Here is a 25,895-nt window from a genome sequence, read left to right as displayed (position 1 = left end):
TCTTATTTATTACTTTCGGTTTGACATACAATCGCTACCTTGATGACGCCGTCCAGCTTGTTTTCAAAGATACGATATGCCTCCTCAATCTCGTTCAGCGGAAAGCGATTGGTAATAAGAGGAGTGGTATCTATCTTCCCTTCCTCAATCAGCCTGAGAATCTCTGCGCAGTCACAACCGTCCACTCCACCCGTTTTGAAAATCAAGTTCTTGCCATACATCTCAGGCAAAGGAAAAAGCAGAGGTTTGTCGTAAAGAGCCACAATAGTGACTATCGCATTGGGACGGGCACAGTCCCACGCCATCCGGAAACTATCTTCGGTCCCCGCCACTTCCAGGACAACATCAGCTCCACCGTGATCACTGTTTTGGAGTACAAACTCCTTGCAGTTCTCAGGTGTCGTTATCAGTACATCGGGATAATGTTCACGGACAAACCGAATCCTTTCAGGGGACTTTTCACAGACAATGATACGTTTCGGATTCTTCAGCATCGAGCAGAGCAAAGTGCAAATTCCAGTAGGTCCGGCACCAATGAGGAGGACAGTATCTTTCTCCGTAATCTCCGAGATACGAGTTGCCCAGAAGCCTGTGGCAAGGATATCACCGACAAAAAGAGCCTGTTCATCACTGACTGTATCGGGAATACGGTTCAGTCCCTGATCGGCATAAGGTACTCTGACATATTCCGCCTGTCCGCCGTCGATACGGCAGCCTAAAGCCCAGCCACCGTTGGGGTCGGTACAGTTGTTGACATATCCGTGATGACAAAAGAAACACTCCCCACAGAAAGTCTCGACATTCACAGTCACTCTGTCGCCGGGACTGACTGATGTAACTTCAGCTCCCACCTCTTCCACGACACCTACCATCTCGTGTCCAACCGTTATTCCGGGTACTGCACGCGGCACACTACCGTGTTTGATATGCAGGTCACTGGTACAGATACTGCCAAGAGTCACACGCACGATTGCATCCCGTGCATCCGTAATTTCCGGTTCCGGTTTTTCTCGCAATTCAAATTTTCCGTGTTCAATATATGTATATGCAAGCATAATCTCTTCTTGTCAATTAATAGATTCATTCTAGTGCAAAGATAGTGATATAGATAAAGAGATAGATAAGATGAAGATAAAATTACTAGAACCTCCTCAACTCTTCCATCATTGCCGACCGACGCTTATATATCGTCCTAAAGTCTTCAACCAATTGTTTTACAGCAACCTTTCCTCCATTAAGTTCTTGCATACAAAGCAATGCCCGCGCAATCTGCTCATAATATTTCCGTCCTATATTCCGTTCGGCATAATCAATCAATATAGAAATATACATGTCAATCAATTGCTCCGAATGACTGTTTTTCAGATGATGAGCATACTGCATCAATGCTTCCAGCTGCCCAAAACCGGCAGATGACAACAAATGGAATAAACGTTCATCCTCTTTTTCTTCCACATAAATTTCGGCCTCTACATTTCTGTCAAAAGAAAAATAGCCATTAAACGGTACCTCTTTCATCATCTCGTCCAAAAAAACTTTCCATTGCTCCTTCGGGATCAGCGTCTTCAGTTTATGATAATATTCCAACTGCTCTCTACCGGATATAAACAATAGGCGACACGTATCAATGACTTCAGAAGTGCGATTCGTCCTCTCAAAAATCTTCAATTTAAGCTTTAACCATTTACCTGTAGTTCCGTCATATTCTTCTTTTTTCGAAAGTTCTATCCCTTCATCCAACAATCGGACAGCCTCGTCATACTGTTCACGCTCCATCAATTTCTTAACCTCCATTTCTCTTATTTCAGATAAATACAGATATTGGCGAATCGTATCATCCGCTTTTTCCTGCTCTTTCTGCCCCAGCAACATATCGACCTTACGAAGAACCAATTGATACAAATCATAAGAATCTTTTCTCTCTTCGAGAAGCTTGTCTATCAATTCCAGAGCCTTATCCGCAGATTGGATGGAGAGATTGATTTGCATCATAAGATCATCTACATCATAGATATCATAATCATGATAAATCGATATCCCGGCAATTTGGCAAAGTTCTTGCAATATCCCGGTCTTTTGTTGCTGAGTGGTTTTCGGATGTCGAACCACTTTCAGTATCAAATCTCCTGCCTGTTCACAATAGTCTGAAGCGGATATATCATCATCATATAATAGTTCATCATCATAATTTTCTCCTATCGAACGAAGTGTCTGAAGAGCTATAGCAATCGTATCGTCCAAACTCTCCAACTTCAAGAAGAAATCTGCTTTCTCCAAAAAAGTATCCAATTGACTGAAAACAGTTTCCCAGTCACGGCTAAAGTCATCATAACGATTATGATAGCGCGATTTCTTACTCTGAAAGGAGTTCTCAAATATCTTTTGAATTTCTTTTCTGTAATCTTTATCTTGGGAGGTCTTTGACAATTTTTTCGTAATAAACCGGTCCAACAGGGCTGTTTTAAATTCCTGATTCGTAGAAGCATATTCACATATAAACCGTGAAAGTTCCTGAGGCTTAATAAAAGAAAGACATTGCTGTATATCCACATCAACCGGACTATACAGGACTGTATCCTCTATCCGTTCCAAATCTACAGATTCCTCCACATCCATTTCTTCATCTCCATCATCCTCCAATACCGACATTTTCGAAAAGACACTGCGACTCACCTTCTCACTATTATCACGAATAGCGAATAATGTTGCTACCACATGCTTACAGATTCCCCCGTCATACGGACAATCACAGTACCATGAGTCTACTTTGTCTCCTTCCAGAGATATTTCCACAGTATAACTACGGGTACCGTCAACGGTTGCAGTCCATTCGCCGGACGAAGCCTCTTCCAAATCAGATACTGCACCCAGTTCATAATATTCTTGGCCACGCATTAATATCTTAAACGGCACTATGGCCTCAAAATTATCTAATGTAATCATATATTATCCTGCTCTTTAATATAACCTTCCTGTTCATACCCCCGCCTATACTTATGTATCATCTCAACCAACGGTTTCAAGCGCTCATCTGCCACCTCCATATATCTATACCGCGAATACTGAACATCATACAGTACGTGATTCCCATTTTGAAGCCGCTGTTCCACATCAGCAGGAATATAAAACTCCGCCCGTTCGCCCAATTCCGAATAGAACTCCGATAAGAATATAGACACTCCCGCCAAATCAAAATCTCCGAAATGAATATAACGGTTGGGAATCATCTTTAACCAAGCGCATAGATCTTTCGATTGGAGATAACGAGATACAAAGAGTACTTTCATCCCTTCAAATAAATACTTCTGGGCACGGATATACCGGAAATTCTCTCCGTTCTCCATGCCGACCACCACTACATCTTCGGGAATACGAAAGGATTCGTAATCTTGCATGAATATGCAAGTACCTCGTGCCGGAGAAAGCAAGTAAGGTTCCTCATGAAAAACAGCTTCTATCGGCTCGTAACAATTAAGAGGGAAACCTTTAAACGCACGGGTATGCCTAAGTTTAGAGTTAGCCCCCTTTGCCACTTGTTCCGAGCGTGCCACTTCCTTCTCACGAGTCTTTATTTCGATCCAGTCTTCCAGACTCATACCGGATGTATAATGCTGCGCCATATAAATGCGACATCCTTCAGGATCAAGCATCCGAAAAGTCCTATTTCTACCGTGTGACACGACAGCTAAGAATCCTTCTGTTTCTAATCGAAGAGATACTTCGCACACAAAGCTGGAAAAAGGGATGGACCCCCCATTTAGCAATCTCAACAATTTGCGAGCCTTTGTTACATTAAATTCACCTATCATTATCTATTTCTGATTATAAGTCAGTAACAATAGTATCTTTTATAAAGTCTGCATCCAACTTGGAATTCAGAAAAACATTCTGAATGGTACGTGGAATATTTTGATATTTGGCACTTTCCACGATAGCAAACAGTTGCAGTTTCACGTCGCTCACCACATTCCGCATCTGTACATCCATCGCCACCCGGAAAAAAGTAGGCTGTCCGTAGTCTATCAGTTCTTCGCTCTTGCGAATCAGCAGGGCGATATTATTCCGTTTCTCGTCCAACCGAAAAAGTTTGGTCTTTTTGATCCGGTAATTAGGTTCATTCTTGTAGGTGTTGTCCATGTTCCTTTTCAGGTCCATCACATTGCGGACGGTGGTAAGGGCGATGTTCTTCAGGCAGCGTTTCACTTCCCGCTGATAGTTGTATTTACGCTGTTCATTGTTCTCCTTCAAGTAATAATCGATGTTTTCATTCAACCGCGTGAGATAATCCTGCACGAAAGAGACATTGATTTCTTCATTGACTTCGAGTACATCTTCAAAGAATTTCAGATAGATATCCTCCATCTCCAGAAAGTCGCCCGTATCCCGAATCACTCCATAATCTATCAGATAGCGGATACGTTCTTCTTTGTACTCGGTCATTTCGAGTGCATAATCGTAGCGAAACGAAAGAGATTTCCGCTTGGCAAACATTTCTTTCAGGAGTTCTTTTTCCCGATCAAGACTCTTGACCAATTCTTCTATGGAACGAAAAGTGCTCATGTCGGTTTTGTCTTATCAGATTCACATATATACCGGTTCACAGTATTGTTTCTAATGCAAACGTACATAAAAATATTTGATTTATATGTACGTTTGCTTCTCATTCTTGAAAGAAAGCCTTACATTTGTAGGGAATACAAAACTTGTATCCCTTGCTATCATAAATAAAACAAAGTATACTAATGAAAGAAGAACCCGACAGCCTGTCTGTCCCTTACAATTTTGCCCGTTGCTTCAACGACCAATGCCCACAAGCTTCCAAATGCCTACGCCACATAGCTGCACAAAATAACGGAGCCGACTATCTTTATATCACCAACGTTAATCCGGCACGCTATCCTGCAGACGGGAATCAATGCGAATGTTTTAAAACGGCTGTAAAAGTCCATGTAACATGGGGACTTAAACGATTGCTTGACAGGATTCCTTATGAAGATGCAGTCAGTATCCGATCACAGTTGGTCGGACACTATGGGAAAACAGGATATTACCGGCTCTATCGTGGAGAACGAGGCCTTATGCCCAAAGATCAAGCTTATATAAAACAATTGTTTCGTAATAAAGGAATAAAAGAAGAACCTACTTACCAACGCTACACAGAAGAATATATATGGTAAATTGCTGTCATCTGTCACCCCAAAGGGCATAACAGACTAATTATGAACGAATCAGCCCGTGACAGCAGGAGGTGATTGCATTGTGACGGCACTCTTGCCGTCACAATCAACTACAGCCAAGTATCTTTGCAGTATCACATGAGGTTATATCGCCAGACCACACTTACGGTACTTGTTCCCGCTACCCGGCCACTAACTTGACGACATGGTAAAGCGTACCGCTACGTACATGCTTGGAGGGGATTTCCTGCTTTTTCAGTATTCTTCCAAATGAATTAACCCTTTTAACGGACATCGGTATCGAACTATTTCTCTGAATATCCTCCATAATCTCCGCCGGAGACAACCACTCCCCTTCTTCAGGCTGTGCAGCACGAAAATAACGGAAAAACAACTGTTCTTCCGGAGGAACCTGCTCAAATTCACGATTGTTTTCCATCATAATCTTTTCATCCTCCTGATCGAACCAATAGCGTTCGCCATGTTCCAATTCATACATGGCTTGCGCGTAAAGCTGCTCATAATCTATCGGACGATTCGTGTCAATCACTCCCGTCACTTCGATACAGATAAAACGACGGCTACCGGAAGGATCGGTCAACAGGTCTTTTTGATTACTCGTAGCGATAAATGAAGCATACCGCCGCATTTCGAGCACGGCATTGGCATGAGGTTTCCGCATATTTACCACAGGCTTTTGCAGAATATGTTTCAAGAAGCCTTGTTGTGTCGAACTGACCTGATCAAACTCATCAATATTGATGAGCGCAAAACGATTGAGATAAAGTTCCGCATCTTTCTTTCGCGAGAAATCAATGCTGTCAGTATAATAGGAACGTTCCGAAGGCGGCATTATACTCCGGCAGAAGGTAGATTTTCGCGTCCCTTGCGCCCCGACCAGTAATGGCGAAACACTGTTCGCGTATTTCTTATCATACCCTCTCCAATGAGAAACCATATTGAGAAACCAGCGGTGAAACAAGTCTGTCCAATACGGATTCCGGCAAGGCACAGTGGCTGCCAGTTCACGGATACGGTCTTTACCGTCCCATCCGGGAAGTCGATAAAGAAAATCCTCCAACGGATTGAATACAGGCACGCGATTTGAATAGATATAACGACTGATGTCCCTGTCCCACAACGGAATACCCTCCATTTGTGCATCCAGAGCAATGCTGTTCAGCGCCCGTTTGTCGAGAGGATTGAAACGAAAACGAAAAGAAAGCCTTTCCCGATATTCCACCTCGGCGATTTGTGTGTTATAGCGAAACTCATAACGGCGTTTCATGAATTCTTCGGTCTGCAAGGCCAACTGCTGCTCTTTGCTCAAACTGATATTCTTGCCGAAACCTTTACATTCGAGATATACGTTGCCAATCATCTCCCGGATCAGCACTTCCTGTTTATACATATAGAAATGAAAAACGGTACGTTTCACGACTTCTTCCTGAGGCAATCCCGAAGCAAAACAATTTCTGGCCAATTGTACGACCAATGGTTGCCATTTATCTTCCCGTAACTGGAGGCCTGCTTCGCTAAGATCTGTATAAGCTTTCCGAAAAGCAGCTTCAAAAAGCATCAAAAAGGCATTTTCCGCATCATATCCCGGCACGGCACGAGTCAACGGAGACTTCTCCGCCTGCACTGCCTCCCGAAAAGTCGTTTCTTCGGGCATCACTGTCGGCTGCGAGAGATAAAATTGCACGGAATTCGGACGATACATAATATCCGGATCATAAGATAATCGCGAATATTGCTCCAAAGTCGGCTCTTTGGGAAGTATATCAAACGGGATTTGGGGCTGATAACATTTCACGGCCAGCCGATAGGCGTGAGCGTGAAACAGTTCCGCCTCTTCCCGTGTCTTGGGCAGTGAGTTATCCGGACGGGTAAAGGTGGTCCATATCTTCACCGTTTTTCCACTCGAACCCATAAAAGCACAGCGGGTCTGCGGTTGTTCACTCGCTTTTTGTTTCACCAGAGCTATCTCCGATTTATTGGACAGGGGACCGACAGTCAGTTCAACAATGCCATTGTACGCTTTCATCTGCTTCTGCCCGTTTACTTTTCTAAATTCTGCGGCAGGAATTATCTCAGGAAGCTTGTCGGCAAACATACACCGATCATCAGGAAGCATATACTTTAATCCTTCCCTGAAAATGGAAACCGGGCGGGATTTTATTTCTGTTTTTACTTTGTTTACCAGTTTTTCAAGATCCATTACGCTGAGCGCTGTTGCATCTCCATTTCTACGGAATTGGGTAATTTTCATTTATATAGTAATAGGTTGTTTGTGTCAGCGTCTTCGTGTCGTTGAGACTGCTAAATTACTCATTATATCCGGGACCGACAAGAAAAAACGAAAGTTTAATATACAACCGACTTTTTAGTCAGCCTCATAGAAAAGAGAAGACACCAAAGAAGCAACCTAAGCCGGAGCATGATAGGATAAGACAACTAAATTAGTTCCCTCACCTTGAAACCATAGTTTCAGCGAAGAGAAACCATAGTTTCAACAGTGAGAAACCATAGTTCCAAAGGCTTGAAACTTTAGTTCCAACAGCTTGGAATCATTAGTTTCAAGCGTTTGGAACTATGGTTTCAAGCATTTGGAACTTTAGTTTCAAACTGCAAAACAAACTGTTTCTTACAGTAGAAAAGATAGTTACACACCGTGATGAAATCAACGACTTCAAAACATAACCCGAATCACCAATACAAGGGTGACAGCATAATTGCCATCACAGTGCTGTCACCTACTGCTGTCACATCATTAAGTATTTATAATCTGATAGTTATAGTAAAATCGGTGACAGATGACAAATATATTCTTCTTTTTAATTTATAGGGAGTGATAGACAGACGGATTCAAATTTCACTGATATCTAGCTGTCAAACTTGAATGCTCCATATCTCTTTTTGCTAAAAGGTAAGAACTTTACCATACCAAGCCAACAAGGATACCAAAAATCTTATACGAATGATTCATTTCAGACCGTTCACTTATTCGATGACGGGAAGTATCAGGATTTCCTTGATTGGTTTTGCCCTATCATTTTCCTCCAATCTCCAACACAATCTTTCAAAGAACAGTCCGCCTATGCCGACATAGCATCTCGACGAACAGCCTCTTTTCAGTTATCCCTGCCGCAACATTTCTTATATTTCTTTCCGCTCCCACAAGGGCAAGGATCATTCCGCCCGATTTTCGTTCCGGAGAATGTATCATAAAACATACCATCAACCATTGTTTGCATTTCAGGAGTGATATCCATGCCTGCTGCTTTCATCGCTGGTCCGGCAACGATACGAGGAAGAGTTTTCACCGATTCACCCCTACCAAGTAAAGCAGATGCTTCGGTGGACGGGTGACCTTTCAAGAACCAACAGAGACAATAATTACAATAGTTTACAGCTATTCCAACCACTTCCTGAAGTTCTTGCATAGAACGAACCTTCGTGTCTTGTTTTACCGACAAAAATAGATAATTCTTAATATAGGATTACTATTTACGGGTAAGGATTTGCTGATAAAATTAGTATTTATATCTTTGTGACTCTTAAGACCCAAATACAAACCAATTAATGAAAAAATTAGTATGCGCTCATTCATCCTGCTTCTCTGTCTGATCCCCACTATTATCTGTGCACAGAATTTTTCTCTTGAGGACCAACTCAAACAAGCTATCAAAGGCAAAAAAGCTGAAATCGGCATTGCCGTTATTATCGATGGAAAAGATACGGTAACTGTCAACAATGACATTCATTATCCATTGATGAGTGTGTTCAAATTTCATCAGGCGTTGGCATTGGCTGATTATATGGGAAAGCAGCAACAGTCATTGAACTTTGAACTGACCATAAAGAAAGAGGACTTAAAACCCGATACTTACAGCCCGCTACGGGACAGTTTCCCACAGGGAGGATTCAATATAGACATTGCGGATTTATTGAAATACACCCTGCAACAAAGTGACAACAATGCTTGTGATATTCTGTTTCAGTATCAGGGAGGAGTAGATGCGGTAAACCAGTACATCCATTCTTTAGGCGTTACTGACTGCGCCATTGTCTGCACAGAAAACGAAATGCATCAGGACGAAAGTCTGTGTTATCAAAACTGGACTACGCCTCTGGCTGCCGCCAGACTCTTGGAAATATTCCGTAAAGAAGCACTATTCCCGCAAGAATACAAAGACTTCATCTATCAGACCATGACAGAATGCCAGACCGGACAAGACCGACTGGTTGCCCCATTGCTGGACAAAAAAGTAACAATCGGCCACAAGACAGGAACAGGCGACCGGAATGACAAAGGACAACAGGTAGCCTGCAATGATATCGGCTTCGTCCTCCTGCCCGACGGACACGTTTACAGCATAGCCGTTTTCGTGAAAGACTCTGCGGAAAACAATCAGGAAAACAGTAAGATTATCGCGGACATTTCCCGCATAGTCTATGAATATATAATATTAAAATAGGCATGAAACTACATCATATCGCTATCTGGACTTTTCGTCTGGAAGAATTAAAAGATTTCTATGTCCGTTTTCTGGGTGGAACGAGTAATGAAAAATACATCAATCCGAAGAAGGGATTCGAGTCCTATTTCGTCTCTTTCGGAGAAGGGCCTTCTCTGGAATTGATGAGCCGGACAGACGTACAGAATACTCCGATAGAAGAGAACCGTCTTGGGCTGACGCATCTTGCCTTCACCTTTCCCAACCGGGAAGAGGTGCTTCGCTTCACAGAACAAATGCGTTCCGAGGGATACCCCATAGCAGGCGAGCCACGTACTTCGGGAGATGGTTATTTCGAAAGTGTAGTTCTTGATCCTGACGGTAACCGGATAGAATGCGTATGCCCCCCGCAGGCAGACGAACCACAGGATGATTGTTCGTTTGAAACGGAACGCTTACTCATCCGGCCTTTCCGGGAAAATGATGCAGAAACATTCTTCGCTTGTTGCCAGAATCCGAATCTGGGCAATAATGCCGGATGGGCTCCCCATAAATCGATAGAAGAATCGCGTGAAATCCTCCAGAATGTGTTTATCGGTCAGGAGGATATCTGGGCTATAACACTGAAAGACACCCGACAGCTCATCGGCTCCATCGGCATCGTCCCCGACCCGAAGCGGGAGAACCCGCAAGTACGTATGTTGGGATACTGGCTCGACGAGGCTCACTGGGGAAAAGGATATATGACGGAAGCGGTACAAGCTGTGCTTAACTATGGTTTCAACGAACTTCAGCTCAGCCTCATCACCGCCAACTGTTATCCGCACAACAAGCGGTCTCAGCAAGTATTGGAACGCAACGGCTTTATCTGTGAAGGCGTACTGCATCAGGCGGAACTTACTTACAACGGAAATATATACGATCACCTGTGCTATTATCTGCCTAATATATGCCGACCGGCTCCGGAAGACTACGACGAGATTCTGCAAGTATGGGAAGATTCCGTACGCCATACGCATCACTTCCTCACGGAAGAGCATATCCAATTCTACAAACCATTGGTACGCAACCACTACTTATCGGCTGTAGAACTGTATATCATCCGCAATGCCAATGGAAAGATTGTCGCCTTTATGGGACTGAGCGACGAACTCATCGAAATGCTGTTCGTAAGCCCCGGCGAACAGGGAAAAGGATATGGCAGACGATTGCTGGAATACGCCACCCGGAGAAAACAAATGAATAAAGTAGACGTAAACGAGCAGAACGAAAAAGCGCTCGGATTTTATCTCCGCATGGGATTCCGGATCATAGGCCGAGATGAAACAGACGGTATAGGCAAGCCTTATCCGATTCTCCATCTGCAACTGCCGGAAGCAGAGAACGGCAACAAGTAAAAACAACTCATTCCCCCCAAAAACGAGAGCCATATGAACCTGCGTGCAAGACTATCCGAACGTGTACACATCGAGAATATCAGAGAGATACTTCATTACATACAAGACGACGAACGCCTCAGAGAAGAAATCTACCGGCTGATATATGATGAGGACAGCATCGTCTCTTACCAGGCACTGTGGGTTTGTACCCATTTCTCGAAACCGGAAGTAGAATGGCTGAGCGGGAAACAAAATGAATTGATTGATGCAGCGCTTACCTGCCCGCATTCAGGAAAACGAAGAATGCTCCTGAACCTGCTATGTCAGCAACCGCTAGCCGACCCTCCACGGGTGGACTTGCTGGATTTCTGCATAGAGCGTATGGTATCCCGGCAGGAACCGCCCGGAGTGCAGTCACTTTGCATCAAACTTGCCTACCAACTGACCCGTTCCATCCCGGAGCTTCAACAGGAATTGCGCACAATGCTGGAAATCATGGAACCCGAATTACTGGTTCCCGCTATCCGCTCTGTGCGCAAAAATACGTTGAAGGCAATCAAGGCAAAGAAAAACTAATAATTCTTCATCAGTTCCTTAAAATACCATTGCATCTTCCCGAAATTCTCAAGGGATATATACTCATTTTCGTTATGTATCGTACGCTGCTCGTACTGGTTCAGACAAATAGGCAAGAAACGGTAGATGTCATCGCTCACCGTCTGATATTTGTAGGAATCGGTACCCCCGATCGTAATATAAGAGGTAACGATAGCTGCGGGATATATTTTTGCCATCTCTTCCTTGATAATCCCGAAACCTCTAACGTTTTCAGGAGAAATGCTTGAAGGCTCACGTTCCGATACCACATGGATGGCAACATCGTAGCCTTCACACAACTTCTTCACATGCTCTATCACCCCGGCAACCGATTCACCGGGCAAAATGCGGAAGTTTACAGTAACCTCAGCTTCCGAAGCCAATACATTGGCCGCATCGCTGCCTTTAGCCATCGTGATGGCGGTTGTGGTGCGTACCAGCGCATTGGAGGCGGGAGATTTTTCCATAGTCTTCAGCAGTAACGGTTCGAGCAGCCATTGATTGGCTATCGCCATCCGCGAAAAGAATCCCATTTCCCCTCCTACATTATCGAAAAATGCAGCTATGGGAGAAATGATTTCTGCCGGGAACTGGTTGTCGTTCAGCTTCTCTATGATTTCTGCAGCATACACCAGAGAACTCTTTGAAGGTGGCATCGAAGAATGACCTCCCATCCCTTTTATCGTAAGGCGCAAGGTCAGAAAGCCTTTTTCTCCCACTCCCACCAATGCCAACGGTTCTTGTATGGATTCTATTGCCGAACCGGGAGCTGCAATGATGCCTCCTTCGTCATAAACCGCACTGAAGCGCAGCCCTTTCTGCTTAAAATAACCGGCTATATTGAAAGCTCCCTGACGTCCGCTCACTTCCTCGTCTTGCCCGAAAGCAAACCAGATATCTCTTTCCGGTTGGAAGCCTTCGGCTATCAGGTTATCCGCTCCCTCCATCAGCGAGAAGAGCATACATTTCATGTCAAGTGTTCCACGACCGTATATGCGTCCGCCTGCAACAGCTCCCGAGAAGGGAGGATAATCCCACTTCTCCGAATAAGTCCCGATGGGAGGCAACGGTTTGTCGTGAAACCGGAAAACCGTATCTGCAACAGTCGCCGTAGACGGATCATATCCGACTACCGGAACCACATCGTAATGGGACAAGAATAATATCGGTTTCAGATCACTGTTCCTGCCTTTCCAATGAAACACCAGCCCATATGTATTAATGGTATCTGCATCCATCACCCTATATACCTCCGGATAAGAATCGGCCAGGTACTTCATAAATTCATCGAAAGGCTTGAAATCAGTCTCTTCATACACTTCATTACTGATTGTCGGGATTCGTATTCCTCCGACAAAACGACGCACGGATTGCTCCGAAGGAGCTGTGTTCACCAATTCTTTATCATCCACATTCCTGGTCACTTTACCAAACTTATAGGTTACGGTCCGTACTACCAAAACCAGAATAAGTATAAGCAACAGGATGAATAAAGCTGCTAAAATCTTTTTCATTTTCATATCTCAACGTTTTATAATATTCATCCGCATCACAGTATATTCAGATGGAATATATGGGAAATGCCTGTCACGGAAATCTGTATACCAATACAGAACGTAAAAAAGCAACGAGTCTATTTATGATCTGATTGCCTGCCGGTCCCAGTCTCTGAATAATCCTCTGCCCCTGCGAAAGGAATACATACAGGATAGCGGGCATGCAAAGATACCTTATTCAATATCCGTATATATGTAAAACATAAATGGAATCTTATTGTTCTGATACCAAAGTAACTTATCATAAACCCTTAACTGAAAATTATAATTATGTGCACAAGAGTTGTTTATTCGGGAACAAATGGAATGGTGGCAACCGGTCGGTCTATGGACTGGAAGACAGATATGCATAGTAATCTTTGGGTGTTTCCCAGAGGTATGGAAAGAAATGGAGAGACGGGAGAAAACTCCTTGAAATGGGTCTCTAAATATGGCAGTGTGGTGACTTCCGCTTTTGAAATAGCCAGTACGGACGGAATGAATGAGAAAGGACTGGTCGCCAATCTGTTGTGGTTGCCCGAAGCTAAATATCCGGCAAGAGATAAAAGCAAGCCGGGACTTGCCATTACAGCATGGGTACAGTATATACTGGATAACTTCGCCACTGTAGACGAGGCTGTCGCATTCATTGACGAGGATACTTTTCAGGTAGTATCGGACATGATGCCGGATGGTTCCCGTCTGGCGACCCTGCATTTATCAGCTTCCGATGCAACAGGTGACTGTGCCATATTCGAATATACAGACGGAAAACTGACTGTCTATCACAGCAAGGAATATAAAGTAATGACCAACTCCCCCACTTACAACAAACAGCTGGCCCTTAACGAATATTGGAAATCAATAGGTGGATTGAGCTTTCTGCCCGGAACCAACCGCCCGTCAGACCGCTTTGCCAGAGCCAGCTTTTACGTAAACGCACTGCCTGAAACGGATGATGTGAGGATCGCTGTGGCAAGCGTATTCAGTGTTGTCCGCAACGCATCGGTCCCGTACGGCATATCTACTCCCGAAAATCCGGAGATTTCGACGACACAATGGAGAACGGTATCGGAAAGCAAAGACCTGATGTACTTCTTCGAATCAAGTCTGACACCCAATACTTTCTGGGTGAATCTGCGGGAAATGGATTTGTCAGAAGGTGCTCCGGTACTTAAATTGTCTATTTCCAACGGAGAAACTTATCATGGTAATACGAACAAAGAATTCAAACCGGCGCAACCGTTTAAGTTTATGGGAGTGAGAGGGTGAGAAAAATAAGAAGCGAATACGGGAGGTTGTCTTCATTAATCAAATGAAAACAGTCTCCCGCATTATATTACTAAATATTAATTGAAGTAATACAGGAACACTGCGATTCCTTCCAGCGCTTTTTTGGGCTGGTCTTTGATCTCAATAGCAAACTTGATTTCTGCTTTTGCCACACCACGCAAGTTAGTCAGTGAGTGCAAAGTAGTCACCAGACGAATACTTTGTCCGGACAGCACAGCCTGACCGAATTTCATCTTATCCATACCGTAGTTAATCATCATTTTCAGATTATTTACCTGAATAATCTGATTCCACAAGTAAGGAAGCATAGACAATGTCAGATATCCGTGAGCAATTGTGCTATGATAAGGACTATCCACTTTAGCACGTTCTGTATCTACGTGAATCCATTGATGGTCCAGTGTTGCATCTGCGAAAAGGTTGATGCGTTCCTGAGAGAGTTCGACATAATCGGATACACCTATCTGTTGACCTACTAACTTTTCAAATTCTTCATACGAGTTGATAATAACTTTCTCCATAGTCTCATCATTTTATGGGGGTTCTACATATAATTATGAGGGCAAAAATAGGAAAAATAAATGATATGCCGTCTATTTACCGCACAAATGCAAAAACAAAATACAAGAAAATGCTTTATCCGTTGACTGCCTTTTTTAGTGCATCGCTCAGTATGCTGTATCCTTTACCATTCAGATGTAAATCGTCAATTGTCAGCCCGGGATTCAATCGCCCGTCCTGAAGTAAACGGTCGAACACATCCAGACAGACAATTTCCGTTCCTTCCAGTCTGGCATGTATCTTCTGATTAAGCATACGGATAAACTTGTTTACTGCCGTACTATAATCATCATAATCGTTGCGGGGAAAAATACAAAAGAGATAGGTTTTCAGAGAAGGAATGGCAAGAACAGCCTTCACATAGCGTTCCACATATTCATCTGCATTTTCATCGTTCAACCGGTAAATGTCATTGGTACCGAACTGGACTACCACATAACAATCGGAAGTATCCACCGAAAAGGATTCGACATATGCCAAACCTTCTCCGGGAGCACCGTAATTCATACATTCCCATTGAGGAAAATAAATATTCAGTGCCCAGAATGCCATGTGACTGTTACCTACGAATGCAAATTTGGGTCTGTCTTCCATCTTATTGTTCTATATTCGTTCCAATTACAGAACAAATATAGAACAATATTTCGTAGATTTACCTTATTTTTGTATCCATAATTCTGTTATGACGAATCAATGATACATTTTTTCGACCAACCGGTTTCCCATATTGCACTACCGGAAAGGTTTACATATCCTTTCAACTATACTCCTCATCCGCTATGCGTATTAGCGGCTGAAGAAGTCAAAGCATATATTTCGACACAAAAGGAGTGGCAAGAGGAATTGGCTCCCGGCAAAATGTTCGGAGTACTCATAGTACAACCCCAAGAGGAGGAACCTTCTCCAATTGGCTATCTCGCTGCCTTTTCGGGCAATCTGGCAGGAAAGAACCTGCATCCGTACTTCGTACCTCCTGTATATGATTTGTTGCAACCACAAGGATTCTTCAAAATAGAAGAAGAACAGATTTCTGCTATTAATGCCCGTATCAGTGAATTGGAAGTTAACCCTCATTATCTGCATTTAAAAGAAAAGCTGAATGCAGAAACAGAGCAAGCCAATCTGGAACTGACTCAAGCCAAAGAAAAACTAAAGGCAGCCAAGGAAGAAAGAGAACTTCGCCGCAACTCATCCCCTGCCCTGTCAGAAGAAGAACAGGCCATTCTTATTCGCGAAAGTCAATATCAGAAAGCGGAATTCAAACGATTGGAACGGGGATGGAAAGAACGGATCAAAACTCTGGAAAAGGAGATCGCCACTTTTGAAACGGAAACAGATAAGCTGAAGACCGAACGGAAGAAACGCTCGGCAGCCTTACAACAAAAATTGTTCGAACAGTTCCGCATGCTGAATGCAAGAGGAGAAATTAAAGACTTGTGTACTATCTTTGAGCAAACCGTGCACAAAACTCCCCCTGCCGGAGCAGGAGAATGTGCCCTGCCTAAATTGCTGCAATATGCTTACCTTCATCAACTAAAGCCATTGGCAATGGCAGAGTTCTGGTGGGGAAACTCTCCGAAGACGGAAGTCCGGCATCATGGTTATTATTATCCTTCGTGTAAAGGAAAATGTGAACCGATTCTACAACACATGCTGCAAGGATTGAAGGTAGATAAGAATCCACTCTCGGCCAATGCCCACAAGAAAGAAGAATTAGAGATTGTATTTGAAGATGAATGGCTGGTGGTGGTCAACAAACCATCGGGTATGTTATCCGTTCCCGGCAAGGAAGAAGAGGCAGATTCCGTCTATCACCGTGTAAAAGCCAGATATCCGGAAGCTACAGGGCCAATGATCGTACATCGGCTGGACATGGCAACTTCCGGATTGTTACTGGTCGCCAAGACTAAGGAAGTTCATCAACATCTGCAGGAACAGTTCATGAATCGCAGTATCAAAAAGCGTTATGTAGCCTTACTGGACAGGAGCGAACAGAATGGATTACCGGAAGAAACAGGAACCATCAATCTTCCCCTTTGCCTCAATCCGCTCGACCGCCCCCGCCAAATGGTCAGTGAAGAATACGGCAAGCCGGCTGTTACCGAATACCGGATTCTGAACTATTCCGATAAGTACATACGCATCGCCTTTTATCCATTAACAGGACGTACCCACCAACTACGGGTACATGCCGCCCATCATCAAGGGTTGAACTGCCCCATTCTGGGCGATGAACTCTACGGAAAAAAGGCGGACAGGCTCTATCTCCATGCCGAATATCTCGAATTCCGCCATCCCGTTTACGGAGATATTATCTGCATACAGAAGGAGGCGGAATTCTAAGAATATTTTCTTCGGCTGTTTTCTTTTAATTATGAAACGGCACTTGTCAGCACCTGCCGTTTCAACCTGCGATAGACGTAAATAAATGCAGGTATCAGAAACAAATCAGCTGCTACCCATGCCATCGGATCACCGAAACAGACGGCTATAAAGCCAAAAGCCGGTACGGCACAAATACTGACAAGAATACGTGCAATCATTTCCGACACTCCGGAAAACATGGCAAGATTGGTGTAGCCTACTCCCTGAATAGTATATCGCAGGATACAGAGTAATCCAAGCATCGGAAAGAAAGAGACTGATATATGCAGGAAAAGTTCTGTTTTCTCCAGAATCTCAACTTCCGAAGGGTCTACAAAAATCAGAGCAAAAGACTTGGCTCCCACCATCAGGATCAGGAAAGTCACGGCTGTATAGACAACCATCATCAGCGTACTGGCTTTAATCCCCGACCAGATACGTTCAGGCTTTCCGGCACCGTAGTTCTGGCCGCTAAAGGTAGCCATAGCCATACCCAAACTCTCCAATGGACAGAGGAAGAACATCTTGATGCGCATGGCAGAAGTAAATGCCGCCACACATGCCGTACCCAGCGCATTGTTTGCACTCTGAAGCATGATACTTCCGATAGCCGTAATGGAGAATTGCAATCCCATGGGAACACCAATGGAAAGTAACGTTTTCGCCAGTTTAGACTGATATTTCCGCTCTTTCGGTGTGCCGCGCAGGATGTCAAACTTCCGGTACATATAAATATAGCAAAGTAAAGCGGAAACTCCCTGCGAAAATACCGTAGCAATGGCAGCTCCCATCACTCCCCAGTCTAATACCAGAATACAGAATAAATCGAGAATGATATTGAGTATCGTAGCCAACACCAGAAAATAGAAAGGTGTCTTACTATCCCCCAAAGCACGGATGATACTCGACAACAGGTTGTAGAAGAACGTACAAGGTATCCCGATAAAAGTAACAAGCAGATAAGCGTACGCCCCTTCAAAAATATTCTCCGGTGTACGCATCATCTTCAGGATATCCGCGCAATAAATACTGGTCAGAATAGCAATAACCACAGACATCACAACTGCGAGTTGCAGACTGACAGAGACGTAGCTACGCATCGTACTATAATCTCTTGCCCCGAACTTCTGAGCTACGGGGATACCGAATCCTCCGCAACATCCGTTGCAGAAACCCAGAATAAGGAAAACGACTGATGTGCTGGCTCCGACAGAAGCTAACGCATTAATTCCCAAAAACTTTCCAACGATTGCAGCATCAACAAGCGAATACGTTTGCTGCAACAGATTGCCGAACAAAAGCGGCAGAGTGAAATTAAAAATCAGAGGTAATGCCGGCCCTGCCGTCATCTCTTTAGAAGTTGCCATACGTCTATGTCCTAAAAATTGGCTGCAAAGATACTGAAAAATCCGGTTGAGAGATTCTAAACCTATGCCCTCTTTTTATTGACATAAGTCAAAAAAAGACGAAATGGCGGAAATCTCCTATCTCTTCACCAGTCTTTTCGGCGAACCATGCCAGGAACAGCCCAAACAATAGACCTCCGTCATATCAAAACCATCGGTAGAAGCTGCCGGATCTTTAGGCACGACTTCTCCATTTTCAAGTACATAGACCAAAAGGCGCTCTTTACGGTCATTCACTACATATAGGGCAGCAATCTTGCACTGCGGACATAATAACTTTCTCATGCCGCAAAGATACGCATAGTTTCCAGCAACAACAACCATTCCTCTTGAAGTTATTTGCAGAATATGCAATCCGTTTATTATCTTTGCCCTATGGAAACTGATAAAAAGCCACGTATTACTCAGGAAAAGAGAACAGTAGAGATCATGATTCGTCTCTATTGCCGGAAGAAAGAGAAGAATGCAACTCTTTGTCCGGAGTGCGAAGAACTGCTCCGCTATGCACATGCCCGTCTTGATCACTGTCCCTTCGGAGAGAAGAAAAGTTCGTGCAAGAAATGTTCCGTACATTGCTACAAGCCTGCTATGCGCGAACGGATGCGGGAGGTTATGCGGTTCTCCGGTCCCAGAATGTTGCTCTATGCTCCGATGGAAGCGATACGCCACTTATTCTCCTGACCGGTAAATTTATCCTAATGATTTTTCCAGAATCCCGGATAGAAAAGTAACAGCACACTAAACAGTTCCAGTCTGCCTATCAACATCAGGAAAGAAAGAACCCATTTGGCCAAGTCCGGCAGAGAGTTCCATGAATATGCCGGGCCACAGCCACCCAATCCCGGTCCCACGTTACCGATGCTGGAAATTACCGTACTGACTGATTCAGAGAAACCTACTCCTAAAAACAAGAGAATCGCCCAGCCTATCAAAACAATAATCAGGTAAAAAGCAAAGAACAGTAATACGGTCGTTACAATGGACGGAGATACCGTCTGTTTGTTAATCCGCACCGGAAGTACCGCATTGGGATGAAGCAGATGCTTGAATTCATTTTGGATGGAACGAGCCACAATCAACAGGCGCATATTCTTGATACCTCCACTGGTAGAACCTGTACAACCTCCCGAAAGCATCGCTATAAATAACAATAACCATGTAAAAGGGGGCCACAAATTATAATCATCCGTGGCAAAACCGCAGGAAGTATGTACCGTAGCTACCTGAAACAATGATTTACGAAAAGCCAGTTCCCAACCATAATTATTCTGAAATACCAGTGCCAAAGTGATCAGCAGTGTCAATATCCCGACAGATGCCAGAAACCAATGCGTTTCTTCATCCTTAAACAAACGGCTCACTTTCCCTTTCAGACACATCAGGAATAAAGAAAAATTAATGCTCGAAATAATCATGAAGATAGCAACCACATACTCTATATACGGAGAATTCCAGTAAGAAATACTGTTTTGTTTGGTAGAATACCCTCCGGTCGCAGTAGTAGCAAATGATTGACAAATGGCATCGAACAAGTCCATTCCTCCGAACATCAGCAGAATGGTTTCCGAGACAGTCAATATCAGGTAGATAGTCCACAGCCATTTGGCCATTACATTAATTTTCGGATGTGTGCGGTCATGAGTTACTCCGGTAGTCTCAGCAGAAAAAAGCTGTACTCCGCCCGTAGTAAAGATAGGAAGAATGGCAATCGTAAAAAAGACAATCCCCAACCCGCCGATCCATTGCGTGAGGCTACGCCAGAAAAGCATTCCATGCGAAAGAGATTCGATATCATCGAGTATTGTAGCTCCTGTGGTGGTGAATCCGGACATCGTTTCGAAGAAAGCATTGGTAATGGTATCAATGCTTCCACTAAAATAGAAAGGCAGCATCCCGAAAACCGTAAAGAATAGCCATGAAAGAGTTACCACGCAATACCCGTCCCGGCGACTCATCCGGTTCTCCGCTCCCCGCCCGTAAAGTAACAGCAATCCACCTGCTACGGCATTAATCACACAAGTATAAAGAAAATACTTATAGTCATCCTCTCCGTATCCCAACGAAATGCCGGCGCACAAAAGAAACATTCCCAGCTCAATAAAAAGCAATACTCCAAGCACTCGCCCTATCATCTTCGGATTGATCATGCTATTGCTTTTGGCACGTGCATACACACTATTATCTGATATATACTCTTCCATAACTCATGAATTATTCTGCACGACTCCCATAGCCAATAGTATGCCAAAACAACGGCATTCTTTTTAAACAGCTATCTATCAGCCCAATATTATTTCCACTTTGAAAAAACATAAAGCCTCCACCCTACCAAAATGGAAAGGCTTCCTATCAAAATGAAAAGGAGGACTTTCAAAATGGAAAGTTCCCTTTCAAAATAGAAAGATTTGATTATCTTTGTTCCAAAAAAATGAAACGAGCCATTATCATAGGTGCTACCTCCGGTATCGGGAAAGAAGTTGCCAAATGCCTTTTATCCGAAGGATGGCAAATCGGAATAGCGGGCAGGCGCCAGTCAGCTCTTGATGATTTCCGGCAAATCGCACCGGAGCGGATAAAAGTTCAGGCGCTGGATGTCACTCAGGAAGACAGTGCCGGAAAGCTGGATGCGCTTATTCATCAGTTAGGCGGCATGGACTTATTCCTTCTCAGCTCCGGCATCGGTTTCCAGAATATGAACTTGAATATGGAAATCGAGCTGAATACTGCACGTACCAATGTCGAAGGTTTCACACGGATGGTGGATACCGCATTTTCCTATTTTAAGCACAACGGAGGCGGACATCTGGCTGTCATCAGTTCGATTGCCGGTACCAAAGGATTGGGAGTTGCCCCTGCCTACTCTGCCACAAAGCGTTTTCAGAACACTTACATCGATGCTCTTGAACAACTTGCCCATCTGCAAAAGTTAAACATTCACTTCACCGATATCCGACCGGGATTTGTAGCTACCGACTTACTGAATGACGGAAAGCATTACCCGATGCTGATGAAAGCCGGTCAAACTGCCCGTCACATTGTCCGTGCACTTCATCGGAAACAGCGGGTAGCCATCATCGACGGACGCTACCGCATACTCGTATTCTTCTGGCGAATGATTCCCCGATGGATATGGAAACGGATGCCGGTAAAAACAAAATAGCAAGATTGGATAACCGAATACCGATGAAAAGCAACTATATTTGTAAGCAGATAAAAGAGAGTTATTTATCATACTTTTAATCACTTAAATAAATAAAAGATGGAACAGAAAATTTGTCAGAGTTGTGCTATGCCGATAGATGAGTCTACATTCGGAACAGAAGCCGATGGCAGTAAAAATCAAGAGTATTGCCATTATTGCTATGCAAACGGGCAGTTTACCAAAGAATGTACCATGGATGAAATGATTGAGCTCAACCTGAACTACCTTGATGAGTTTAATAAGGATTCGGAAGTGAAGTACACGATAGATGAGGCGCGGGTAACGATGAAAGAGTTCTTCCCTCAACTTAAAAGATGGAAACTATAAACTAAAAAGGGACTGACCCGAAAGTTCTTCTTCCAAACGTTTCTTTGTTACCAATATCCATTGCCACAAAGAGAAAATAACTTTTCGTTCTTTTAGGTCAGCCCCTGTTTATCTAATTATCCGCATTCATCTCCGGATGGCGTTCAAGCCATCTCACAGCATAAGAGCAGGTAGCTTTCGGCTTCATCCCGTTGGCGAGTGCAAAGTCATAAGCAGCTTTCACCAGTGCGGCAGCAATCCCCCGTCCTTCTATCGGTTTGGGGACGATGGTATGAATAATATCGAGATAATCACCTAACAGGCGATATTCTACAAAAGCGGTGCGACCGTCAACTTCCGTCTTGAACAGTTTCTGTTCGGGCTGATGAGTAATTTCGTAATCCATGATGTCTATTTTTTAAGTTGTTCAATCCATTGCAGCCGGCTCGTATCATAACCACGACGTTCGGCGGCAGTGACCAATTTCTTTTTTATTTCTTCCGTCAACTGCGGGGTACGGCTCAATATCCAAAGATATTTATCGGTACTGCTGCCGATAAGGGCATAGTTGTAGTTCTCCTGATCCAGTTCCAACACATAATAGTCAGAATAGAAATTCAGAAAAAAAGAAACTTTCAGCTTACCGGGCTGCGCGGGATCGGGAATCTTGGCATGTCCGGTGGCTGTCCGGCAAATATCGTAAGGTGAGTTACGCTTGCAACCCCGATTCTCTACGCGGATCGTCCCATCGGGACGGAGGATATAAGTGGCAGTCACTTCTGTCAGTCCACGTTCAAAACGATGGTCATACCGGGCGATCTCGTACCAGAGCCCCATATATCGCTCCAAGTCAAGATGCTCTACCGTATGACGATCCGTTTCTTCAAAAAGCTTCTTGATGGTGGGCACGGAAAAGTGAAATCCGGCTTCCAGCAAGCGCGTAGGACGTACATTCTGTCCGGCTGTCAGAAAAGAGGCGGCTTCACCATACAGTAAACGAAAGACAGTCTGAGGAACAATAAAAGTAGTCCAGGCATGATACGCCTTTCCCATCGCGCGTGTAAATGAGAGTTGTGAAACGGATTGAGGAGCAACCAGATTGAAAACACCTCTCAGTTCTTCATTCTCTATAAAGAAGACCATAGCGCGACAAAGGTCGTGAATGTCTATCCACGGAAAAGGTTGCGTACCCGGCCCTATGGCGGCGGCAACTTTCGTTGCACGCAGCGGTCGGAGCATCTGCTGCATCGCTCCTCCATCGGGAGAAAGCACGACCCCGAAACGTGTAATAACAAGTCTTGTCGGTTGCGGACAACGTTTCGCTTCCTTCTCCCACGCATAGCAAAGGTCAGACAGGAAACCATCGCCACGAGTCTGAGTATATTCGTCCGATTCCACCAAAGAAGGATAATAACCTACGGCGGATGCCGAAATCATCAGTTTCGGTTTGGTTTTGACAGCATTCAAGGCACGGATAATACGGTGTGTCACTGTGATCCGGCTATTGAAAAGTTCTTGCTTATGCTCCGGTGTCCAACGCTGATTAATGGGAGCGCCTGCCAGATTGATAATGACATCGCAATGCGTCAGCGTCTGAACCAAAAGTCCGGACATACCTTCCCGAAACATCGCCCTTCCCAGAGGAATGATCCGGTGTCCACCCTTTTCGGTCAGATAGCTAGAGAGATGTTTGCCTATATATCCGGTGGCTCCGGTCATTGCTATATTCATCTTGATTCTTCATTTTTTCAACTATACTAGAAAAACGTATTAAAAGCAGAAAAGGTTCTTTTATTATACGAATAAATATTATTCTAATAAATAAACCTTATCTTTGCACAGACATACAAACTATAAAAACAAAGACTTGTGACTAAAATACACATACTTCTAGTTCTATCGATATTCTTACTCTATTCCTGCTATTCAAGAGAACAGACCGAGGCATCATTCATACAAGTTGAATCCCTGCTAGAAGAACATCCCGACAGCGCATTGCAATTACTTCAAACATTGCCTACACTGCAAGAGCTTTCTCACAAAGAATCTGCCCGCTATGCCCTACTTTTAGCACGTGCAACAGATAAATGCGAGAAATCACTGCTACCCTGTGATTCATTACTGAATCTAGCTTTGCGTTATTATGACGACGACGAGAAAGAGCGGGCTGTAGCTTTACTTTATAAAGGACGGTTGGAAATAGAAATAAATAGCCCCAAAGAGGCTATTACCCATTTGCAAGAAGCGCTGACCATATTGAAAGACTATCCGAAAGAAATTGAGATCAAACGACATACGCTCAGCTCATTGGGAAATCTTTATTTCGACGTAAATTACTATGACGAGGCGTTTAAAGCATATCGGGAACTATATAAATGCTGCATCACAGATAAAGATAAATCTGTTGCATTAAATAGTTTTAGTTTATATTATTGTACACAAGACCAAAAAGATTCGGCAATAATAATCCAACGTAAAGCACTTGACTATGCGTTAGATTCAGGTGACTCTTCTATGATAAGCATATCCGAATTCAATCTAAGCATTAGTTACGATGAATTTGAAGAAGCAGATTCGGCATTGTATCATGCACGCAATGCCATTAAATGGTTTCCACAAGGAAAGATACCAGGAAGTTATTATGGTCATCTTGGAAGCTTATTGTACGAAAGAGGAGAAAATAAAGACTCTGCCATCTATTATCTCAATAAAAATTTAGAAGATACTAAAAATATAGCAGGTAGAGGCGCTGTTTTATTAAGTTTGTATGATATTGAAAAAGATCTAGGAAACTACAAAGCTGCATCTGCCTATTTAGAAGAACATGTAGAAATTTTAGATTCTATGTATAGTACAGAACAATACAGCGAGCAACAACAACTCATTAATAAATATAATATCAAAATTCATATTAGGGAAGAGCAAATAAAAGAGCAACATCGACTTCAGCTCATAATTACACTCTTCATTTTTTCTTGCTTACTTATTATATTGTTCTATCAATACCATATTAACAAAAGAAAAAGAATACAACTTCTATATCAACAGAATTTAAAGCAAACCCAATATAAACTATCTTTAACGCAGACTATCATTGAAGATAATCAATCAATAATCAGTTTGCTGCAAGAAGAACAACGTAATCTGAAACAAGACCAAGCGAATAAGATAGATGAAATACAGGAAAGAGAATCTACAATAGAAAGACTTAGACAAGAAAAGCATGAACTGAGAAATTGGTTATTTACCCAAAGTGATATATACAAGAGAATTATCGCCCTTTCGAAACAAGAAGTATCTGACAAAAAAGCAATGAAGGTATTAACAAATGCAGAACTAAAGAAACTTCAAAAGACTATTTTCGAAATTTATGCCGATTATATATCATACTTACAAAAAAAGTATCCCAAGTTGACCGAAGAAGATATTTTATATCTCTGCCTAAATGAGGCAAAATTACAACCTCTAACTATTGCACTTTGTTTCGGTTATAACAATACGCATCCCATTAACCAGCGTAAATTAAGAATAAAAGAGAAAATGAAAGACGAAGAAATGTAAAGTGTGACTACTGATTTCATTATTTCACTAGTTATCAACATATTACAAAACAGG

The 25,895-nt window shown here is 43.3% G+C and carries 23 protein-coding genes and 2 pseudogenes; 10 read left to right on the top strand and 15 right to left on the bottom strand.

All coding sequences use genetic code 11. The features are described 5' to 3' along the window. Positions 1–2: 2 nt before the first annotated feature. The 4 genes and pseudogenes from HMPREF2794_RS16555 to HMPREF2794_RS16540 all read right to left on the bottom strand — a co-directional run. Complete coding sequence (locus HMPREF2794_RS16555) at positions 3–1,055, bottom strand: alcohol dehydrogenase (protein ID WP_070751951.1); 1,053 nt, start codon at positions 1,053–1,055, stop codon at positions 3–5. A gap of 85 nt (positions 1,056–1,140) precedes the next feature. Next, positions 1,141–2,943, bottom strand: coding sequence for an SWIM zinc finger family protein (locus HMPREF2794_RS16550; RefSeq protein WP_022302072.1), 1,803 nt, complete (start codon positions 2,941–2,943; stop codon positions 1,141–1,143). Then, the gene (locus HMPREF2794_RS16545; protein WP_070751949.1) at positions 2,940–3,809 is read right to left on the bottom strand and encodes a DUF7281 domain-containing protein; all 870 of its coding nucleotides are present in this window, start codon (positions 3,807–3,809) and stop codon (positions 2,940–2,942) included. Before HMPREF2794_RS16545 ends, HMPREF2794_RS16550 begins: the two co-directional genes overlap by 4 nt. 130 nt (positions 3,810–3,939) lie before the next feature. Next, positions 3,940–4,560, bottom strand: a pseudogene (locus HMPREF2794_RS16540) (hypothetical protein); the annotation flags it as partial. A 182-nt stretch (positions 4,561–4,742) separates the two neighbouring features. Between HMPREF2794_RS16540 and HMPREF2794_RS16535 the strand changes: the two are divergent. Continuing rightward, a complete protein-coding gene (locus tag HMPREF2794_RS16535) occupies positions 4,743–5,177 on the top strand; it encodes a DUF6078 family protein (RefSeq protein WP_022302070.1) in 435 nt (144 codons plus the stop codon). A gap of 181 nt (positions 5,178–5,358) precedes the next feature. On the opposite strand, the gene HMPREF2794_RS16530 is transcribed toward HMPREF2794_RS16535, so the two are convergent. Together HMPREF2794_RS16530 and HMPREF2794_RS16525 are read right to left on the bottom strand one after the other, a co-directional pair. Then, a complete protein-coding gene (locus tag HMPREF2794_RS16530; RefSeq protein ID WP_055271220.1) occupies positions 5,359–7,449 on the bottom strand; it encodes a BT4734/BF3469 family protein in 2,091 nt (696 codons plus the stop codon). An 862-nt stretch (positions 7,450–8,311) separates the two neighbouring features. Then, on the bottom strand, positions 8,312–8,623 hold the full coding sequence (locus HMPREF2794_RS16525) for an SEC-C metal-binding domain-containing protein (RefSeq protein ID WP_010537079.1): 312 nt from the start codon (positions 8,621–8,623) through the stop codon (positions 8,312–8,314). 153 nt (positions 8,624–8,776) lie between these two features. Between HMPREF2794_RS16525 and bla the strand changes: the two genes are divergently transcribed. The 3 genes from bla to HMPREF2794_RS16510 are packed head-to-tail and all read left to right on the top strand — an operon-like array spanning position 8,777 to position 11,592. Beyond that, entirely contained in the window at positions 8,777–9,658 is an 882-nt protein-coding gene (bla, locus tag HMPREF2794_RS16520; RefSeq protein WP_010537078.1) for a class A beta-lactamase, subclass A2, read from the top strand. A 2-nt stretch (positions 9,659–9,660) separates the two neighbouring features. Further along, positions 9,661–11,034: a GNAT family N-acetyltransferase gene (locus HMPREF2794_RS16515; protein WP_070751947.1), complete on the top strand. Its 1,374-nt coding sequence runs from the start codon at positions 9,661–9,663 to the stop codon at positions 11,032–11,034. Positions 11,035–11,067: 33 nt separating this feature from the next. After that, a complete protein-coding gene (locus tag HMPREF2794_RS16510) occupies positions 11,068–11,592 on the top strand; it encodes a hypothetical protein (RefSeq protein WP_010537076.1) in 525 nt (174 codons plus the stop codon). Here HMPREF2794_RS16510 and HMPREF2794_RS16505 read toward each other — a convergent pair. Next, positions 11,589–13,133, bottom strand: coding sequence for a M20/M25/M40 family metallo-hydrolase (locus HMPREF2794_RS16505; protein ID WP_055271228.1), 1,545 nt, complete (start codon positions 13,131–13,133; stop codon positions 11,589–11,591). The genes HMPREF2794_RS16510 and HMPREF2794_RS16505 overlap by 4 nt on opposite strands. A 29-nt stretch (positions 13,134–13,162) precedes the next feature. Beyond that, positions 13,163–13,338: pseudogene (locus tag HMPREF2794_RS27885) on the bottom strand (MarC family protein); the annotation flags it as partial. 101 nt (positions 13,339–13,439) lie between these two features. On the opposite strand from HMPREF2794_RS27885, the gene HMPREF2794_RS16500 reads away from it, so the two are divergent. Then, on the top strand, positions 13,440–14,420 hold the full coding sequence (locus HMPREF2794_RS16500) for a linear amide C-N hydrolase (RefSeq protein WP_070751945.1): 981 nt from the start codon (positions 13,440–13,442) through the stop codon (positions 14,418–14,420). Between the two features lie 77 nt (positions 14,421–14,497). On the opposite strand, the gene HMPREF2794_RS16495 is transcribed toward HMPREF2794_RS16500, so the two are convergent. Next, positions 14,498–14,962 (bottom strand): MaoC family dehydratase, encoded by a 465-nt coding sequence (locus HMPREF2794_RS16495; protein ID WP_004308264.1) that lies wholly within the window; start codon positions 14,960–14,962, stop codon positions 14,498–14,500. Positions 14,963–15,077: 115 nt separating this feature from the next. Further along, positions 15,078–15,596, bottom strand: a complete 519-nt coding sequence (locus tag HMPREF2794_RS16490; RefSeq protein WP_010537073.1) for an SGNH/GDSL hydrolase family protein — start codon at positions 15,594–15,596, stop codon at positions 15,078–15,080. Positions 15,597–15,695: 99 nt separating this feature from the next. On the opposite strand from HMPREF2794_RS16490, the gene HMPREF2794_RS16485 reads away from it, so the two are divergent. After that, complete coding sequence (locus HMPREF2794_RS16485; RefSeq protein WP_070751943.1) at positions 15,696–17,345, top strand: RluA family pseudouridine synthase; 1,650 nt, start codon at positions 15,696–15,698, stop codon at positions 17,343–17,345. 29 nt (positions 17,346–17,374) lie between these two features. Here the strand turns inward: HMPREF2794_RS16485 and HMPREF2794_RS16480 are convergent, their stop codons facing one another. Further along, a complete protein-coding gene (locus HMPREF2794_RS16480; RefSeq protein ID WP_010537071.1) occupies positions 17,375–18,733 on the bottom strand; it encodes an MATE family efflux transporter in 1,359 nt (452 codons plus the stop codon). 117 nt (positions 18,734–18,850) lie between these two features. Next, complete coding sequence (locus HMPREF2794_RS16475; RefSeq protein ID WP_010537070.1) at positions 18,851–19,096, bottom strand: hypothetical protein; 246 nt, start codon at positions 19,094–19,096, stop codon at positions 18,851–18,853. Between the two features lie 51 nt (positions 19,097–19,147). Here HMPREF2794_RS16475 and HMPREF2794_RS16470 point away from each other — a divergent pair, with 51 nt between their 5' ends. Further along, complete coding sequence (locus tag HMPREF2794_RS16470) at positions 19,148–19,453, top strand: nitrous oxide-stimulated promoter family protein (protein ID WP_022302063.1); 306 nt, start codon at positions 19,148–19,150, stop codon at positions 19,451–19,453. A 14-nt stretch (positions 19,454–19,467) separates the two neighbouring features. Here the strand turns inward: HMPREF2794_RS16470 and HMPREF2794_RS16465 are convergent, their stop codons facing one another. Further along, positions 19,468–20,973, bottom strand: coding sequence for a TrkH family potassium uptake protein (locus tag HMPREF2794_RS16465; protein ID WP_070751941.1), 1,506 nt, complete (start codon positions 20,971–20,973; stop codon positions 19,468–19,470). A 227-nt stretch (positions 20,974–21,200) separates the two neighbouring features. On the opposite strand from HMPREF2794_RS16465, the gene HMPREF2794_RS16460 reads away from it, so the two are divergent. Next, positions 21,201–21,932 carry an SDR family NAD(P)-dependent oxidoreductase gene (locus HMPREF2794_RS16460; RefSeq protein WP_010537067.1) on the top strand — a complete coding sequence of 244 codons (732 nt, stop codon included), beginning with the start codon at positions 21,201–21,203 and terminating at the stop codon, positions 21,930–21,932. A gap of 99 nt (positions 21,933–22,031) precedes the next feature. Beyond that, positions 22,032–22,301 carry a zinc ribbon domain-containing protein gene (locus tag HMPREF2794_RS16455; RefSeq protein ID WP_010537066.1) on the top strand — a complete coding sequence of 90 codons (270 nt, stop codon included), beginning with the start codon at positions 22,032–22,034 and terminating at the stop codon, positions 22,299–22,301. Positions 22,302–22,413: 112 nt separating this feature from the next. Here the strand turns inward: HMPREF2794_RS16455 and HMPREF2794_RS16450 are convergent, their stop codons facing one another. Together HMPREF2794_RS16450 and HMPREF2794_RS16445 are read right to left on the bottom strand one after the other, a co-directional pair. Then, complete coding sequence (locus HMPREF2794_RS16450; RefSeq protein WP_010537065.1) at positions 22,414–22,686, bottom strand: GNAT family N-acetyltransferase; 273 nt, start codon at positions 22,684–22,686, stop codon at positions 22,414–22,416. Between the two features lie 5 nt (positions 22,687–22,691). Further along, the gene (locus HMPREF2794_RS16445) at positions 22,692–24,011 is read right to left on the bottom strand and encodes a TIGR01777 family oxidoreductase (protein WP_010537064.1); all 1,320 of its coding nucleotides are present in this window, start codon (positions 24,009–24,011) and stop codon (positions 22,692–22,694) included. A gap of 138 nt (positions 24,012–24,149) precedes the next feature. Here HMPREF2794_RS16445 and HMPREF2794_RS16440 point away from each other — a divergent pair, with 138 nt between their 5' ends. Further along, complete coding sequence (locus HMPREF2794_RS16440) at positions 24,150–25,841, top strand: tetratricopeptide repeat protein (protein ID WP_032836810.1); 1,692 nt, start codon at positions 24,150–24,152, stop codon at positions 25,839–25,841. The last annotated feature ends 54 nt before the right edge of the window (positions 25,842–25,895 follow it).

It is taken from the genome of Bacteroides sp. HMSC067B03, assembly GCF_001811315.1.
GTDB classification, from domain to species: domain Bacteria; phylum Bacteroidota; class Bacteroidia; order Bacteroidales; family Bacteroidaceae; genus Bacteroides; species Bacteroides faecis.
Note: the sequence above shows the minus strand (reverse complement) of the source record. Positions and strands in the feature narration are given on the sequence as shown.